This is a genomic window from Streptomyces sp. NPDC053048, assembly GCF_044547045.1.
In the GTDB taxonomy this organism is placed as follows: Bacteria; Actinomycetota; Actinomycetes; order Streptomycetales; family Streptomycetaceae; genus Streptomyces.
In genome coordinates this window covers 60,867-76,322 of sequence record NZ_JBITZS010000008.1, presented here as the reverse complement: position 1 = coordinate 76,322, position 15,456 = coordinate 60,867, and the positions used below count along the sequence as shown (strand labels likewise).

At 73.7% G+C, this 15,456-nt stretch carries 16 protein-coding genes; 5 read left to right on the top strand and 11 right to left on the bottom strand.

Annotation, left to right across the window (positions count from 1 at the left end):
• Window positions 1-15 precede the first annotated feature (15 nt).
• The 4 genes from ACIG36_RS21950 to ACIG36_RS21935 form a co-directional block, all read right to left on the bottom strand.
• Entirely contained in the window at window positions 16-222 is a 207-nt protein-coding gene (locus ACIG36_RS21950) for a hypothetical protein (RefSeq protein ID WP_399930282.1), read from the bottom strand.
• Window positions 223-365: 143 nt separating this feature from the next.
• Entirely contained in the window at window positions 366-770 is a 405-nt protein-coding gene (locus ACIG36_RS21945) for an FKBP-type peptidyl-prolyl cis-trans isomerase (RefSeq protein ID WP_399930280.1), read from the bottom strand.
• 379 nt (window positions 771-1,149) lie between these two features.
• Window positions 1,150-2,673 (bottom strand): aldehyde dehydrogenase family protein, encoded by a 1,524-nt coding sequence (locus ACIG36_RS21940; protein ID WP_399930277.1) that lies wholly within the window; start codon window positions 2,671-2,673, stop codon window positions 1,150-1,152.
• A gap of 10 nt (window positions 2,674-2,683) precedes the next feature.
• Entirely contained in the window at window positions 2,684-3,943 is a 1,260-nt protein-coding gene (locus ACIG36_RS21935) for a GAF domain-containing protein (protein ID WP_399930274.1), read from the bottom strand.
• Window positions 3,944-4,140: 197 nt separating this feature from the next.
• On the opposite strand from ACIG36_RS21935, the gene ACIG36_RS21930 reads away from it, so the two are divergent.
• Window positions 4,141-4,422 carry a holin gene (locus ACIG36_RS21930; RefSeq protein ID WP_399930272.1) on the top strand — a complete coding sequence of 94 codons (282 nt, stop codon included), beginning with the start codon at window positions 4,141-4,143 and terminating at the stop codon, window positions 4,420-4,422.
• A gap of 382 nt (window positions 4,423-4,804) precedes the next feature.
• Entirely contained in the window at window positions 4,805-5,515 is a 711-nt protein-coding gene (locus ACIG36_RS21925) for a hypothetical protein (protein ID WP_399930269.1), read from the top strand.
• Between the two features lie 240 nt (window positions 5,516-5,755).
• Here the strand turns inward: ACIG36_RS21925 and ACIG36_RS21920 are convergent, their stop codons facing one another.
• Window positions 5,756-5,893, bottom strand: a complete 138-nt coding sequence (locus tag ACIG36_RS21920) for a zf-HC2 domain-containing protein (protein WP_399930267.1) — start codon at window positions 5,891-5,893, stop codon at window positions 5,756-5,758.
• Window positions 5,894-6,023: 130 nt separating this feature from the next.
• Between ACIG36_RS21920 and ACIG36_RS21915 the strand changes: the two genes are divergently transcribed.
• On the top strand, window positions 6,024-6,686 hold the full coding sequence (locus ACIG36_RS21915; protein WP_399930265.1) for a sigma-70 family RNA polymerase sigma factor: 663 nt from the start codon (window positions 6,024-6,026) through the stop codon (window positions 6,684-6,686).
• Window positions 6,687-6,783: 97 nt separating this feature from the next.
• Here the strand turns inward: ACIG36_RS21915 and ACIG36_RS21910 are convergent, their stop codons facing one another.
• The 3 genes from ACIG36_RS21910 to ACIG36_RS21900 are packed head-to-tail and all read right to left on the bottom strand — an operon-like array spanning window position 6,784 to window position 9,889.
• On the bottom strand, window positions 6,784-7,278 hold the full coding sequence (locus ACIG36_RS21910) for a copper chaperone PCu(A)C (protein WP_399930262.1): 495 nt from the start codon (window positions 7,276-7,278) through the stop codon (window positions 6,784-6,786).
• Window positions 7,275-9,656, bottom strand: a complete 2,382-nt coding sequence (locus ACIG36_RS21905; RefSeq protein ID WP_399930260.1) for a heavy metal translocating P-type ATPase — start codon at window positions 9,654-9,656, stop codon at window positions 7,275-7,277. The genes ACIG36_RS21910 and ACIG36_RS21905 overlap by 4 nt, the downstream gene beginning before the upstream one ends.
• A complete protein-coding gene (locus ACIG36_RS21900) occupies window positions 9,656-9,889 on the bottom strand; it encodes a hypothetical protein (protein WP_399930257.1) in 234 nt (77 codons plus the stop codon). Before ACIG36_RS21900 ends, ACIG36_RS21905 begins: the two co-directional genes overlap by 1 nt.
• 275 nt (window positions 9,890-10,164) lie before the next feature.
• Between ACIG36_RS21900 and ACIG36_RS21895 the strand changes: the two genes are divergently transcribed.
• Together ACIG36_RS21895 and ACIG36_RS21890 are read left to right on the top strand one after the other, a co-directional pair.
• Window positions 10,165-11,427, top strand: a complete 1,263-nt coding sequence (locus tag ACIG36_RS21895) for a cytochrome P450 (protein WP_399930254.1) — start codon at window positions 10,165-10,167, stop codon at window positions 11,425-11,427.
• A 55-nt stretch (window positions 11,428-11,482) separates the two neighbouring features.
• Entirely contained in the window at window positions 11,483-12,448 is a 966-nt protein-coding gene (locus ACIG36_RS21890) for an L-tyrosine/L-tryptophan isonitrile synthase family protein (protein WP_399931196.1), read from the top strand.
• On the opposite strand, the gene ACIG36_RS21885 is transcribed toward ACIG36_RS21890, so the two are convergent.
• From ACIG36_RS21885 to ACIG36_RS21875, 3 genes are read right to left on the bottom strand one after another with little or no spacing between them, the layout of a single operon-like run.
• Complete coding sequence (locus ACIG36_RS21885; protein ID WP_399930251.1) at window positions 12,441-13,238, bottom strand: ABC transporter ATP-binding protein; 798 nt, start codon at window positions 13,236-13,238, stop codon at window positions 12,441-12,443. The two genes, ACIG36_RS21890 and ACIG36_RS21885, sit on opposite strands and share 8 nt — an antisense overlap.
• On the bottom strand, window positions 13,235-14,251 hold the full coding sequence (locus ACIG36_RS21880; protein ID WP_399931194.1) for a FecCD family ABC transporter permease: 1,017 nt from the start codon (window positions 14,249-14,251) through the stop codon (window positions 13,235-13,237). The genes ACIG36_RS21885 and ACIG36_RS21880 overlap by 4 nt, the downstream gene beginning before the upstream one ends.
• 60 nt (window positions 14,252-14,311) lie before the next feature.
• A complete protein-coding gene (locus ACIG36_RS21875; RefSeq protein WP_399930248.1) occupies window positions 14,312-15,373 on the bottom strand; it encodes an ABC transporter substrate-binding protein in 1,062 nt (353 codons plus the stop codon).
• Window positions 15,374-15,456 lie beyond the last annotated feature (83 nt).

Sequence of the window (15,456 nt, the reverse complement as noted above, 5' to 3'; positions counted from 1 at the left end):
CGCGCGTAAAGCCGATCACGGGGTTGGCGTCGCAGTTCCCCGAGCCCCTGATGATGAGACCGTGCCGTAGGCCCGGAGCGTGTCGGCCGGGTCGCCGGGGCGGCCTCGCAGGCCGGCGTCCAGAAAGGCGAGGGTGGCCGCGGCGACGACGCGCGGGCTCTCGGCGCGGCCCAGGGTGCCGACGATCGAGGGCACCGGCGGCAGGTGGAGCGGGCCGTCCATGAAGGTGAGGTGCCGACGGGGACAGCGCCGCCGGTGGGGATGTTGCGGTGGTAGCGGGAGTCCGCGGAGTCGCTGCGGCGGTCGCCCTCGACCAGGAAGGGCGAGCAGATCAAACGACGGTTACAGGATCGGCCGGACAGCTCCTAGGCGTTGCTCCACCCGGCTGTGCTGGAGTACGAGTCCAGCAGGTCCACCACGAAGACCAGGGTCGAGCCCGGCGGGATCAACGGCGAGGGCGACTGGTTGCCGTAGCCGAGACGCGGGGGAACGATGATCTCGCGCCGACCGCCGACCCTCATCCCCCTCACCCCCCGGTCCCAACCCTTGATGACCCTGCCACTGCCCAGGGCGAACTTGAACGGCTGGCCCCGGTCCCAGGAGGCATCGAACTCCTTGCCGGACTCGAAGGTCACACCGACATAGTGGACCCTGACCACCATGCCCGGCTTCACCTCAGCCCCGTCCCCGACGACCAGGTCCCGGATGGTCAACTCGGTAGGAGCGTCACCCTCCGGAACGTCGACCTCGGGCTTCGTCAGTTCACTCATTGCAGCCTCATCACTCTCCGTCGAAAGCCCCCGCACGGACCAGCCGGACACGTGGGGACCCCATGCAGCAGATGGTCACGCTACCGAGAATGCCGATTCCCGGAGCACGCCATCCAGCGGCCACACGTGATGATCTTGCGCATAGCCAGGAGACGTCGATGCCTTCGTCGTCGCCTCGTACAGCCACGGCGGCACAGTTTGAACTCTCGGTGACATCGCCTCGTCGTGGACCCACCTCCACCCACCCCTTACCGCCTTGGAGCGGGCCGGGCGATGGGAAGGGACTCGCCTTCTCCGCGCCGTCGGCGCCACTGACCAGCTCTCCCAATGGTGGCCTCCGACCCGCTTAAGGGCAGGTCAGAGGCCACTTCAGGCGTTCTTAGAAGAACCCCAGCTTCTTCGCCGAGTAGCTCACCAGCAGGTTTTTCGTCTGCTGATAATGCCCCAGCATCATCCGGTGACCCTCCCTCCCTATGCCCGACTGTTTGTAGCCGCCGAAGGCGGCGTGGGCCGGGTAGGTGTGGTAGCAGTTGGTCCAGACGCGGCCGGCCTGGATGGCGCGGCCGGCTCGGTAGGCCGTGGTGCCGTTGCGGGTCCAGACGCCGGCGCCCAGGCCGTAGAGGGTGTCGTTGGCCAGGGTGATGGCGTCGTCGAAGTCCTTGAAGGACGTCACGGCCACCACCGGGCCGAAGATCTCCTCCTGGAAGATCCGCATGCGGTTGTGGCCCTCGAAGATGGTGGGGTGGACGTAGTAGCCGTCCGCGAGTTCGCCGTCCAGGTGGGCGCGGGCGCCGCCCGTTATCGTGCGGGCGCCTTCCTGGTGGGCGATGTCGAGGTAGGAGAGGATCTTCTCGAGCTGGTCGTTGGAGGCCTGGGCGCCGATCATGGTGTCCGTGTCCAGGGGGTGGCCGGGGCGGATCGCCTCGGTGCGGGCCGTCGCCGCGTCCAGGAAGGACGCGTAGTGGCCGCGCTGGATCAGGGCGCGCGACGGACAGGTGCAGACCTCGCCCTGGTTGAGGGCGAACATGGTGAAGCCCTCGAGGGCCTTGTCGAGGAAGTCGTCGTCGGCGGCCGAGACGTCGTCGAAGAAGATGTTCGGGCTCTTGCCGCCGAGCTCGAGCGTCACCGGCTTCAGGTTCTCCGACGCGTACTGCATGATCAGGCGGCCCGTCGTGGTCTCGCCCGTGAAGGCGATCTTGGCCACGCGCGGGCTCGAGGCCAGCGGCTTTCCGGCCTCCACGCCGAAGCCGTTGACGATGTTGACCACGCCCGGCGGGAGCAGGTCCGCCACCAGGTCCAGCCAGACGTGGATCGAGGCCGGGGTCTGCTCGGCCGGCTTGAGGACGACCGCGTTGCCCGCCGCCAGGGCCGGGGCCAGTTTCCACGCGGCCATCAGGAGGGGGAAGTTCCAGGGGATGATCTGCGCCACCACGCCCAGCGGCTCGTGGAAGTGGTACGCGACCGTGTCCTCGTCGAGCTCCGAGAGGCCGCCCTCCTGGGCCCGTATCGCGCCCGCGAAGTAGCGGAAGTGGTCGATGGCCAGCGGGATGTCGGCGGCCAGGGTCTCGCGGACCGGCTTGCCGTTGTCCCAGGACTCCGCGACCGCGAGCGCCTCCAGGTTGCGTTCCATGCGGTCGGCGACGCGGTTGAGGAGCAGGGCGCGCTCGGCGGGTGAGGTGCGGCCCCACGCGGGAGCGGCGGCGTGCGCGGCGTCCAGGGCGCGTTCGACGTCCTCGGCGGTGCCGCGGGCGACCTCGGTGAAGGGACGGCCGGTCACCGGCGTGGGGTTCTCGAAGTACCGGCCCTGCTTGGGCGGTACGTACTCGCCGCCGATCCAGTGGTCGTACCGCGGACGGTAGTTGACGATCGCTTCGGGGGAGCCAGGGCTGGCGTAGCGGGTCATGCGGCCGACGCTAGCCCGGCGTACGTTGCGCGAACGTTGCGCGCAGGCGGCGCGCCCGCTCCGCCACCGCGCCCCGGTGCGCCGCGCTCTCCGGGAGCGCCGCCAGCAGCCGCTCCCACACCTCCAGATCGTTCTCGCCCCACGGACTGTCCGCCCACAGCTGCAGCGCCGCCGCGTCGCCGCCGCCCAGCACCGCCCGCCGCAGCCGGTCCTCCAGCAGCCGGCGCAGCCGGCACACGCCCGGCGCCTCCGACATCGGCAGCAGCGGCCCGTCGTACGCGCGGACGGCCGCCCGCAGATCGCCGGCGGCCAGATGCTCCGCCACCCGCCCGGCGTCCGTCGCCGGCGGAACGCTCAGGCGGTACGGGCGCGAATCCACCAGAGCGCCCACCAGCCGGCGCAGCCGTGACAGTTCCGCGCGCAGCGTCACCGGCGGCACCGGGCGCTCCCCGTACAGCTCCGCCGCCAGCCGGTCGCCCGTCATGCCCTCGGGGTGGGCGGCCAGCAGCACTAGGATCTCGCTGTGCCGCCTGCCCAGCCGTAATCGCCGCCCGTCCGCGATCAGCAGCGCCTCGTCCCGGCCCAGCGCGGACAGCGACCGCGCAGGCCCCGGAGTCGCGGCCGCCAGCTGCGCCTCCGCGGCCCGCGCGGTCGCCCGGACCAGGGCCAGGCTGTGCGGGCCCGCCAGGTGGTCGCCGCCGGTGATGTCCACCGCGCCCAGCAGCCGGCCCGTGCCCGGATCGTGGACGGGGGCGGCCGCGCAGGTCCACGGCTGGACCAGACGGTTGTAGTGCTCGGTGGCGAAGATCTGCACGGCGTGGTCCAACGCCACTGCCGTGCCCGGCGCGTTGGTGCCGGCGTGCCGCTCGTCCCAGCGGGCGCCCGGCACGAAGTTCATGCGCTCGGCCCGGCTGCGCACGCCCGCGTGCCCCTCGACCCACAGCAGCCGGCCCGAGGCGTCGCACACCGCGAGCAGATGCGCTCCGTCGTCGGCGATGGAACCCAGCAGCTCGCGGAAGAGCGGCAGCACGCGTGCCAGCGGGTGAGCGCGGCGGTAGGCCTCCAGCTCGGCGTCCGCCAGCTCGAGCGGCGCGATGAACTCGGGCGCGGGCAACGCGGCCGCGGAGCGCCGCCAGGAGTCGGCGACGACCCGGCGGACCGAGGGGCCGATCGCCCCGTCGGCGACGAACGCCGCGTGCGCGGTGCGGACCGAGCGGATCCGCTCGGCGGGATCGGTGCCGCAAGCCATCGCCAGCCATGGGTTCACCACGCGGACCCTCCCGGGAGGTCGGCCGTCGTCGACGATACCGCCCGATCGTGGTCGGGCGGAGGGGTGCGGAGGGGTGCCGCGGGTACAACCGGGACAGGGGCGGCTTGCGGTGCACACGTCACAGCGGCGACTCTGCCATCCGCAGCAACTCCCGTAGCACGTCCCATCGGTAACGACTCCTGAACGGAAAGACAGCCATGCGCAAGGTGCTTGTCGACATAGCCGAACGTACTCTCGCCGCCTACGTGACCACATTCCTCGGTCTCCTCATCGCCGACGGGTTCGACCTCACCAGTGTCTCCGCGATCAAGGCCGCCGCCATCGCCGCGCTGCCCGCCGCGCTCTCGGTGATCAAGGGCGCGATCGGCACCCGGTTCGGGGAGAAGGAGAGTGCCGCCTGGATCCCGCGGGGGAGGGGCGGGAAGGGCGCCAAGTCCGGCAAGTCGGGCAAGGGCGGGCGGGCTCGCGCCGAGGCCTAGCCCCGCGCCCGCGTCCCAGGCGGTCGGCCGTAGCGGAAGCCGGCCGTTCACACGGGGTGTGAGCGGCGCACCCGCGCCCGCCCCTCGCACACGCTCCCGTGCCGGGCCGTCGCGCGGTTGACTCGACTTCGCGAGTCCCACTGGCGCGACGGGACCGGGTCGCCGGTCATTCCCCCCGAGCCGGCAGGCCCGCCGCCCCGTACCGCCGGGCGGACGGTACGGGGCGGACTGCCACCTTGCAGTGAGGAAGCGCCCGCCCGAAGTCAGGTGCGCCCGCGCCCGGGATCGGGTGCCGGCCGTGCGTCCGCGCGGGGGGTCGTGCGGGCGTCAGTGCGCCCCCCACTGTCGGGGCGCGCGGGGCGGGTGCAACGATGTCTCCGTCATGAAAGCAGGGCAGCAAACCGAACAGGTGCCGCGAGCGCTGCGAGCCGGAGTGTTCGCAGCGGTCTGTGTGCTGCTCGCCGCCCTGGGCCACGCTGTCATGTCCGGGACCACCGTCCCGTGGTGGGCCGTCGCCGTCGCACTGACCGGAACCGGCAGCTGCGCGTGGTTCCTCGCGGGCCGTGAACGCGGTCCGTTGCTGATCACGCTCGCCACGGTGGGCGCGCAGACGGGGCTGCACTTCTTCTTCACCCTGGCCCAGAGCATCGCGCACGGCGCGGCCACAGCCGACGGCGGCAGCACCCTGTACCCCGTCGACTCCGCCATGTGCGGCGGTCCGCCCATTGCGCCGACGACCGCCATGCCGACGGCGCACCCCATGGACATGGGCAGCACCGGCATGGACGGCATGGCCATGAGCGGCATGCACGGCGGCCACGGCGCCCTCGGCATGTGGTCCGCCCACATCCTGGTCGCCGTCGTCTGCGGCATCTGGCTCTCCGGCGGCGAACAGGCCGCCTTCCGGCTCGGCCGGGCCATCGGCGCCCGGCTCTTCGCGCCGCTGCTCCTCCTCTTCCACGACGTACCCGCCCGTCCGGGCCCGCCCCGCGTCCGCGCCGCTCTCGCGCCCGCCGCGCAGCGGCTGCGGGAGCTGCTGTACGCCCATGTTCTCGCCAGACGTGGCCCGCCGGCCTGCGTCGCCGTCTGCTGACGGCTGACTGCTGACTCGAGCTCGCCTCTGCCTGCCCAGGTCCTGTCCACAACGACCTGAGCCGCCCGAGTTCCGTCGGCGTGCGCGTCCGCCGCGCCGCCCAGTCACCGCCGAGTCGTCCGACGGCGACCCACCGGGGCCGAATCACGTCACCGGGTGCGCCCGCCCTCGAGGCCGGGCGCACCCGGATTCCAGGAAGGACCCAGGGCGATGACCCCTGCCCTCATCCAGCCGGCTCGCTCAGGCGAGGTCCAGAGCCGCCGCGAGCGCTCTGAGCCGGCGAGCCCGCTCAGCCCAGCCGCGGCACTCGGCACACTCATCGAGGTGGCCGTCGAGCGCCGTGCCGCCGATGCCCGGCGGCAGCTCCTCTCCGTCCACCCGGGCGGATATAGCGGTACGAACCTCACTGCAATGCACCCCGCCATCGTCCCCGGCGACGACCCGGCCGCGTGCACCGCCCCCCACGCGCGAGGCCGCCGCGTGGAAGGCCGCCGCGCGGGAGGCCGCCGTGCGTGACGACGAGACGGTGACCGCCTGGGCGCTGGCCGCCCGCGGTGGCGACGCCGACGCGGTGGAACGATTCATCCGGGCCACGCAGCACGACGTGCGCCGCTACGTGGCGCGGCTCAGCAATGACCCGCAGGGCGCGGACGATCTCGTGCAGGAGACGTTCCTGCGCGCCCTGCGGTCGCTGCCGCGCTTCGAGGGCCGCTCCTCGGCGCGTACTTGGCTGCTGTCCATCGCCCGCCGCACGGTCGTGGACCGGCTGCGCTTCCAGGCGGCCCGCCCGCGCCTGTCCGACACGGACGACTGGCAGTCGGCCGCCGAGCGCACCCAGTCCGCCGAGCTGCCCGGGTTCGACGAAGGGGTCGCGCTCTCGCAGCTCCTCGACCGGCTGCCGTACGAGCGGCGCGAGGCGTTCGTGCTGACCCAGATGCTGGGGCTGCCGTACGCGGAGGCCGCGGTCGTCGCGGGCTGCCCGGTCGGCACGGTGCGTTCCCGCGTGGCGCGGGCGCGTGAGGCGCTGATCGTCCAGCTGGAGACGGCCGAGCGGGACGCGACGGCGGCGCGGGCGGCCGCCGGCCGGCCGGTGCCGGTGCCGGTGACCGCGCCGGCGCCCGTCGTACGCGTCGGCCGGCCGCCGGCGCGCGTCCCCGCGCTCGCCGGATAGCGCGGCGGCACGCGGCAGGCCGCGACCAGCATCGAGGGGCCACGGTGTACCTACACCGTGGCCCCTCGCCTCTCGCCTTTCGCCGCTCGGTCGCCGCTCAGTCCCCGGCCCGGTTCCCCGGCCGTACGACGACGGCCTCCGCCCGGACCACCCCGCTCTCGCGGAAGCGCAGGACGACCGGCAGCCGCTCGCCGACCTGCAGTTTCGGCGGCCGGTAGACCATGACGTCCAGGCTGTGCGGCGACATCTCCACGGTGCCGCGCGCGGGGACGGTCGCCGAGCGCACCATCTTCATGGAGCCCGCGCCGTTCTTCACGACCGTACGGCTGAGCATCGCGCCGCCCGCCGTAGGCACGTCGACGCCGACGAGCTCGTCGTCCACGTCACCGGTGTTGCGCAGCCGGAACATCGCGGCGGTGGGGTCGATGCCGAACGGCAGCAGCACGCGCCCGTCCTCGACGGTCACCGACGCCGGCCGGCCGGCCGCGCCGGAGGCCGTCCAGGCGGTCAGTCCGCCCAGGGCCACGGCACAGGCCGTCACCGGCACGAGGGCGGCCCGCACGGCCCGCAGTACGTTCTCCGTGCTCTTCATCGCATGCCACCTCGTGCTTGTGCCCGTGCCTGTCCCTGCCCCTGTGCCCGTGCCCGGGACGGATTTCGGCCGGCCGCCTTGGCCGGCCGCGGCTGCCAGCCGCGCAGCCGCAGGCTGTTGCCCACGACCAGCAGCGAGCTCGCGGACATCGCGGCGGCGGCCACCATCGGGTTCAGCAGGCCGACCGCGGCGAGCGGCACGGTGACCAGGTTGTAGCCGAACGCCCAGAGGAGGTTGGCGCGGACCGTCACCGCGGTACGCCGGGCCAGCCGGACCGCGTCGGCCAGCGCGCCCATGTCCTCGCGCACGAGCGTGACGTCCGCCGCCCCGATGGCCGCGTCCGTGCCGCCGCCCATGGCGATGCCGAGGTCCGCGCCCGCCAGGGCGGCGGTGTCGTTGATGCCGTCGCCGATGACGGCGACGCGGTGGCCGCGGTCGCGCAGGGAGCGCACGAGCTCCGCCTTGTCCTCGGGCGTGGCCCGTGCGTGCACCTCGGTGATGCCGAGCTCGGCGGCCACGGCCCGCGCGGGCGCCTCGCCGTCGCCGGTAGCGAGCACGGGACGCAGTCCGAGGCGCTTGAGGTGGTCGACGGCGCGGTAGCTGCCGGCCCGTACGGTGTCGCCGAGGGCGATCACGGCTTCGGGGGTGCCGTCGATCGTGACGAGGACGGCGGTGTGGCCGTTCCGCTCGGCGCGCCGGAGGGCGTCGGCGAGGGGGTGCGGAGTATCGGCTCCGCCTCGCACCCCGGCGGGGCTGTCGGAGCCATCGGTGCCGTCGAGCAGGCCCGTGTCCGGCCGGGTCACTTCCACCACCCGGCCCTCCACCACTGCCCGGACCCCCACACCCGCCGTCGCGGCGAAATCCGACGCGGCCGGCAGCGGACCGGAGTCGTCCGCCGACGCGTGGGCGTGGATCGCCCGGCCCACCGGGTGCTCCGAGCCGGCCTCGGCCGCGGCCGCCAGGCGTACGGCCGTCGCCGGTCCGGTCACCTCGGTGACCGTCATCGAACCGGTCGTCAGCGTGCCGGTCTTGTCCAGGACCACGGTGTCCACGCGGCGCAGCCCCTCCAGGGCCTGCGGGCCGCTGACCAGGATGCCCAGGCCCGCGCCCCGGCCCGTGGCGGCCAGCAGCGCGGTCGGCGTGGCCAGACCCAGGGCGCACGGGCAGGCGACCACCAGCACGGCGACCGCCGCCGTGACGGCCGCCTGCGTGGACGCGCCGGCGCCGAGCCAGAAGCCGAGGACGGTGACCGCCACCGTCAGGACCGCCGGGACGAACACGCCCGCCACCGCGTCCGCGAGGCGCTGCACCCGGGCCTTGCCGGCCTGGGCCTCCTCCACCAGACGGGCGATCCGGGCCAGCCGGGTGTCGGCACCGACCGCCTCGGCCCGTACCTCCAGCACCCCGCCCGAGTTGACCGCGCCACCGACCACGGCCGAGCCCGGACCGGCCTCGACCGGTGCGCTCTCGCCCGTCACCAGCGACAGGTCCAGGGCCGAGCTGCCGGAGACGACGACGCCGTCGGTCGCCACCCGCTCGCCGGGGCGTACGACGAAGCGGTCGCCGACCCGCAGCCGCTCGATCGGCACCCGGCTCTCCGTGCCGTCCGCCGCCCGGACGACCACGTCCTTGGCGGCCAGCGAGGCGAGCGCCCGCAGCGCCGACCCGGTGCCGCGCCGCGCCCGTGCCTCCAGCAGCCGTCCGGTCAGCACGAACAGCGGTACGCCGACCACCGCCTCCAGGTACACGTCCGCCGTGCCGCTCATCGCCGTCGGCACCAGCGTGAACGGCATCGTCATGCCCGGCTCCCCGGCGCCGCCGAGGAAGAGCGCGTACGCGGACCACAGGTAGGAGGCCAGCACGCCGAGGGAGACGAGGGTGTCCATGGTGGCGGCCGAGTGCCGCAGCCCGCGCAGCGCCCGCTGGTGGAAGGGCCAGGATCCCCAGACCGCGACGGGCGAGGCCAGGACGAAGCACAGCCACTGCCAGTTGCGGAACTGCAGGGCGGGAACCATGGACAGCACCAGCACCGGCACGGACAGCGCGGCGGTGATCAGCAGCCGGTCGCGGGCCGAGGTGTCCCGATCGTTCGCCTCCGCCGTGTCCTGCTTCCCGTCGGCCGGCGGTTCGGGCAGGGAGGCGGTGAAGCCCGCGCCCTCGATGACGGCCACCAGGTCGGCGGTGGTCACGGAGGCGGGGTGGCTGACCCGGGCCCGGCCGGTGGCCAGATTGACGGTCGCGCTCACGCCGTCCAGCCGGCCGACCTTCTTCTCGATGCGCGCCACGCAGGCCGCGCAGGTCATGCCGCCGACGATCAGCTCGGTCGTCAGCAGGGCGGAATCCGGCGCATCCGTCGAGGGGTTCGTCGTCGTACTCATCAGTGCCGCATCCCGGGCATGTCGCCCATGTTTCCGCCGGACCCCGAACCGGAACCGGAATCGGAGCCCGGACCGGACTGTCCGCCACCGCCCGTGCGGTGCATGCCGGGTGACACCGGACCGGCCGCCGACCCGGCCGCGTAGGAGACGCCGAAGACGGCGGCCAGCACCAGGACGAAGCCGATGAGGGTCGCGTACGGACCAAGAGGGGGGCGTGCTCGACGTACGGTCATCGCCGCATCGTGACACGCCGGGAGCCGCCCGTGGTCCCGTGCGCACCCTCCTCGGCGCGTGAGGATTATCCCTTTCGTGCCCGGGAACCAGCGGGTCCGTTCACCCGACTACCCAGAGATACCGGCGCCCGGTCGAGCTCCTGGCCGGCCCCCGACGCCGCACCCACCCGGCGCCGAATCGCAGACATGTACGAACACCCCCGGACGGCCGGGAACTCGCCCCGCGGTCCGTACGACTTCTGAGGGGTCCACGACTTCGCGAGGAGAGCCCCACCGTGCCGCTGCCCGACCCCGTACCCCTCTACGGCCCCGAGTACAAGCGCGATCCGTACCCGCTGTACGAGCGGATGCGCGCCGCCGGCCCCGTCCACCGGGTGCTCTTCCCCAGCGGGGTCACGGCCTGGCTGGTCACCGGGCACGCCGCCGCCCAGCGGACCCTCGCCGACCCCCGGCTGGGCAAGAACCACGCGCTCGGCAACGACCGCTGGCGCGAACGCGCCTCGATCATGCCCGAGCCGCAGCACTCCCAGCTCCAGGTCCACCTCCTCCACCAGGACGCGCCGAAGCACACCGCCATGCGCCGGCTGATCACCGACGCCTTCGCGCCGCGCCGCGTGGAGGAACTGCGTCCGCGCTTCCAGGAGATGGCCGACGCCCTCGCCGACGCCATGACCGCCGATGCCGTGCCCGCCGACGCGCCGGTCAGCGACCTCGTCCAGTGCTTCGCCGCCCGCTTCCCGTTCCAGGTCCTCGCCGAGGTCATCGGCCTGCCGCCGCACCTGGCCGCCCGCTTCCGCCGCGACTGGGGCAAGGTCGTGGCCCCCGTCGGCCCCACCGACCCCGGCCGGCCCGCCTACGAGGCGCTGCTGCGCGAGCTCCAGTCCTACATCGCCGAGGTCGTCGCCGACCGCCGCGAGCACCCCGGTGACGGGCTGCTCAGCCGCCTGGTCGCCGCCCACGACGAGGGCGCGCTGACGCGGGAGGAGCTGGACTCCATGATCTTCCAGCTGCTGGTGGCCGGCCAGGAGCCCGTCACCAACCAGATCACCACCGCGCTCGTGTCGCTCATGCGGCATCCGGAGGCGCTCGAGCGCCTGCGCGCCGAGCCGGAGCTGATGCCGGACGCCGTCGAGGAACTGATGCGCCTCGACAGCGCCTTCGAGCTCACCACCTGGCGCTTCCTCGCCGAGGACGCCGACCTGCACGGCACCCGCGTCCCGGCCGGCGACTCCGTGATCGTCTCGCTCTGCGCCGCCAACCGCGACCCCGAGCGCTTCCCCGACCCCGACACCCTCGACCTCGACCGCGCCCAGGGCCCGCACCTCGCCTTCGGGCACGGTGTCCACTTCTGCCCCGGCGCCGCCCTGGCCCGCATCGAACTCCAGGTCGCCCTCGGCACCCTGATCGCCCGGCTGCCCGGTCTGCGTCTGGCCGTCCCCGAGGACGGGCTGCGCTGGATCCCCGCCGTCCTCGGCCGCGGTACCGCCGAGCTCCCCGTCGCCTTCGACCGGCCCGTGTGCCCCCGCTCCCGTGGATGAACCCCGCATGCCGAACAGCACCCTGACCACGACCCGCGCGATGCCCGCGACCCCCATGGCTCCCGCGATCCCCGTGGCTGCCCCCGACTCCGTCGAGGCCCGCATCCTGGGCCTCCTGCTGCCCTACCACCGCACCACCGCGCCCGGCACCCCCGATCCGGAAGCACATCCGGAACAGCTGCGTCAGATACGCAGGTTCACCGCCGCGGGCGAGCCGGTCCTGTTCACCCTCCCCGGCTTCCCCTGCAAGTCCCCCAACCCGGCCAAGGTCCTCGGCCACCTCCCCGACGAGGGGGAACGGCTCTCGCTCGCCTTCCTCGACCGGCTGTGCGCCCGCGTCAAGGAGATCTACGAGCCGGGGGCGCGGATGCTCATCTGCTCCGACGGCCACATCTTCGGCGACCTCATCGACGTCCCCGACGCGCACATCGACGCCTACGGCGACGCCCTGCGCGAGATGATCCGCACTCAGGGCCTGCGCCACCTGGAGACCTTCGACCTGCGCCACGTCCACGGCGACGCCGACTACGACACCAAGCGCAACCTGGTCACCGAGGCCTACGCGCCCTCCCTCGAGTCGCTGCGCGAGGCGGCCCGCACCGACGAGGAGACGGCCCGCCTCTACCGCGGCATCACCCGCTTCCTGGTCGAGGACACCGCGGGCTTCACGGGCACCCGCTCGGCCCTGCAGCGCGAGTGCCGCGAGCGGGCCTACGGCGTCATCGCCCGCAGCCGCGCCTGGGGCGACCTCATCGCCCACCACCACCCCCGGTCCGTACGGCTGTCCATCCACCCGCAGCCGCCCGGCGCCGGGAAGTTCGGCATCCGCCTCCTCGAGGCCGCCGACGCGTGGGCCACGCCCTGGCACACGGCCGTCCTGCGCGAGCGCGGGGGAGCGGCGCGGCTGATGCGCCGCGCGGACGCCGAAAGGCTGGGGCGCCTCGTCCTGCGCGACGGGCGCCCCAGCCATTACGAACTCCACGAAGCCGGCGACGAAGAAGCCGGCGATCCGGTCAGCTGACCGGCACCACCCCGGCCGAGGCCGGCGACCGGTGGTCGAAGGCGATCAGCGGGTCGCCGGTCAGCGGGTGCTCGACGACGGCGGCACGGACCCCGAACACCTCGGCCAGCAGCTCCGGCGTCAGCACCTCGCGCGGCGCCCCCGACGCCACCACCGCCCCGCCGTGCAGCACATGCAGGCGGTCGCAGACCGAGGCGGCCGCGTTGAGGTCGTGGAGCGCGATCAGTGTCGTACGGCGCTGCTCGCGCAGCAGGCCCAGCAGCTCCACCTGGTGCCGGACGTCCAGGTGGTTCGTCGGCTCGTCCAGCACCAGCACCCGGGGGTCCTGGGCCAGCGCGCGGGCCAGCAGCACCCGCTGCCGTTCGCCGCCGGACAGCGCGGAGAACCGCCGCCGCCCCGCGCCGCCCATGCCCACCCGTTCCAGCGCCGCCGCGACCGTGTCCGCGTCCCGGCGGTCCTCGCGCGCGAAGGCGCTCTTGTAGGGGGTACGGCCCATGGCGACGACCTCGCGGACCGACAGCTCGAAGTCGGTGCCCCGCTCCTGCGGCAGCGCCGCCACCTGCCGGGCCGACTGCACCGCCGTCAGCGTCCGGATGTCCGTGCCGCCGACGAGCACCCGGCCGGCGTGCGGGGCCAGGTGCCGGTAGACGGTCCGCAGCACGGTCGACTTGCCGCTGCCGTTGGGGCCCACGAGCCCGGCGATCTCGCCGTCGTCCGCGAGCAGGTCGACCCCGGAGACCACCGTCCGTCCGGACAGCCTCACTTCGAGGTCCTCGATGGTGATCCTCACGGCCGCTCCAGACGTCGGTCCAGCAGGTACAGCAGCGCGGGCGCCCCGATCAGCGAGGTGACCACGCCCACCGGCAGCTCCTGGTCGGGCAGCGCCGTACGGGCCACCAAGTCGACGACCGTCAACAGCACGGCGCCGAACAGGGCGGACACCGGCAGCAGCCGGCGGTGGTCGCCGCCCACCAGCATCCGGCAGGCGTGCGGCACCATCAGGCCCACGAAGCCGATCGCCCCGGACACCGACACCAGCACGCCCGTCAGCAGGCTCGTCACCACGAACAGCTCGCGGCGCAGCCGGGTGACGTCCACGCCCAGACCCGCGGCGGTCTCGTCGCCCATCAGCATGGCGTTCAGCGCCCGCGCCCGGCCCACCAGCACCGCCGTGGCCAGCACCGTCGTGGCCGCGGGCAGGGCGAGCGTGGACCACTGGGCGCCGCCGAGCGAGCCCATCAGCCAGAACAGCGCGCCGTGCGTCTGCTGCTCGTCCCCGGCCTGCAGCACCAGGTAGTGGGTGAAGCCGGACAGGAACTGGCCGATGCCCACGCCCGCCAGCACCAGCCGCAGCGGCCGGAAGCCGCCCCCGCGCCGGGCGAACGTCCACACCAGCGTGAAGGAGGCCAGCGCCCCGGCGAACGCCGCCGACGACAGCCCCAGCCCCAGCGCCCCGCCCGCGCTCGCCCCCAGCACGATCGCCGAGACCGCGCCCAGCGACGCCCCGCTGGAGATGCCCAGCAGGTAGGGGTCGGCCAGCGGGTTGCGGACCAGGGCCTGGACGGCCGTGCCGACCAGGCCGAGACCGGCGCCGACCACGGCCGCCAGCAGGGCCCGCGGCACCCGCAGCTGCCACACGATCAGGTCCTGGGTGCCGGGCGCGGGCTCGCGGCCGCTGATGCCGCGCCCCACCGCCGACCACACCTCGCCCAGCGGCACCGACGTCGAGCCCAGGCAGACCGAGGCGGTCAGCGCCGCCAGCAGGGCGGCGGCCAGCGCGGCGCACGCCCAGCCGGCGCCCACCGCGCGTACCCCCCGCTCCCGCTCCTCCTCCGCCTCGCCGGTGGTGGTGAGCGCCGTCACCTACTTCACCCGGTCCGGGTGGAGCGTGTGCGCGATCTCGCGGACGGTGTCCGCGCTGCGCACCCCGCCGATCGTCGTCCGCTCCGAGCGGATGCGCAGGAAGCGGCCCTCGCGCACGGCCTCGAGGTCCTTGGTGGCGGGGAAGGTCTTCAGGAACTCGGCGGCCTCGTCGAAGGCCTTGTCATTGGCCTCCTCGCTGCCCCGGTTGCGCACGGCCAGCTGGATCCAGTCCGGGTTCCTGGCCACGACGTCCTCCCAGCCGACGGGCTTGAAGTCGCCGTCGCAGTCGGCGAAGACGTTGCGCCCGCCGGCCTGGGTGATCACGGCGTTGGCGACCTGGCGGTTGCACACCGCCATGGGCTGCTTGGTGCCGGCGTCGAAATCGAAGAGGAAGTAGGTGGGCCGCTTGTCGGCGGGGACGTCCTCGAGCGCGTCCCGCACCTCCCCGGTCTTCTTCCGCATCCCCTCGACGAGCTCGGCCGCCCGCTTCGAGGTGCCGGTCACCTTGCCCAGCTCCTCGACGTCGGCCTCGATCTGCGACAGGTCGGTGCGCGGGGACTTGTTCATCGCCGCGCACGCCGACGACTTCAGGAAGACGTGCTTGATGCCGGCGGCCTCGAACTCCTTGGGCGTGGGCGCCTCGCCCATCTTGCCCATGTTCTTCATGGAGGAGAAGGAGTCGAGGTAGAGGTCCGCGCCCGAGCCCAGCAGCTTCTCCTTGGGGATCGCCGTCCGGCCCAGCACCGGCACCTTCGCCGCCCGCTCCGCGTACTCGCCGGGCAGGGCGCCCTTGCCGGGCGGGAAGCCCGTACCGACCACCTTGTCGCCCGCGCCCAGCCACATCAGCAGCTCCAGCCCGGCGGCGTTGCTGGTGACGATCCGCTGGGGGGCCGCGTCGAACGTCGTCTTCGCCCCCATGCAGTCGGAGACGGTCACGGGGAAGCCGGCCCGCGCGCCGGTCGTCGCTCCCGCGTCGTCGGCCTTCCTCCCCTCACCGCCCCCGCAAGCCGTCGCCGACAGGGCCACCGCGGCCAGCACACCGCACCACGCACGAGGGCGCATCAGTAAACACTCCAGGGATCGGACGTCATCACCGTTCACACGGGCCCTGGCATACGGGCCCGGATCAGATAGTCGGACGGCGC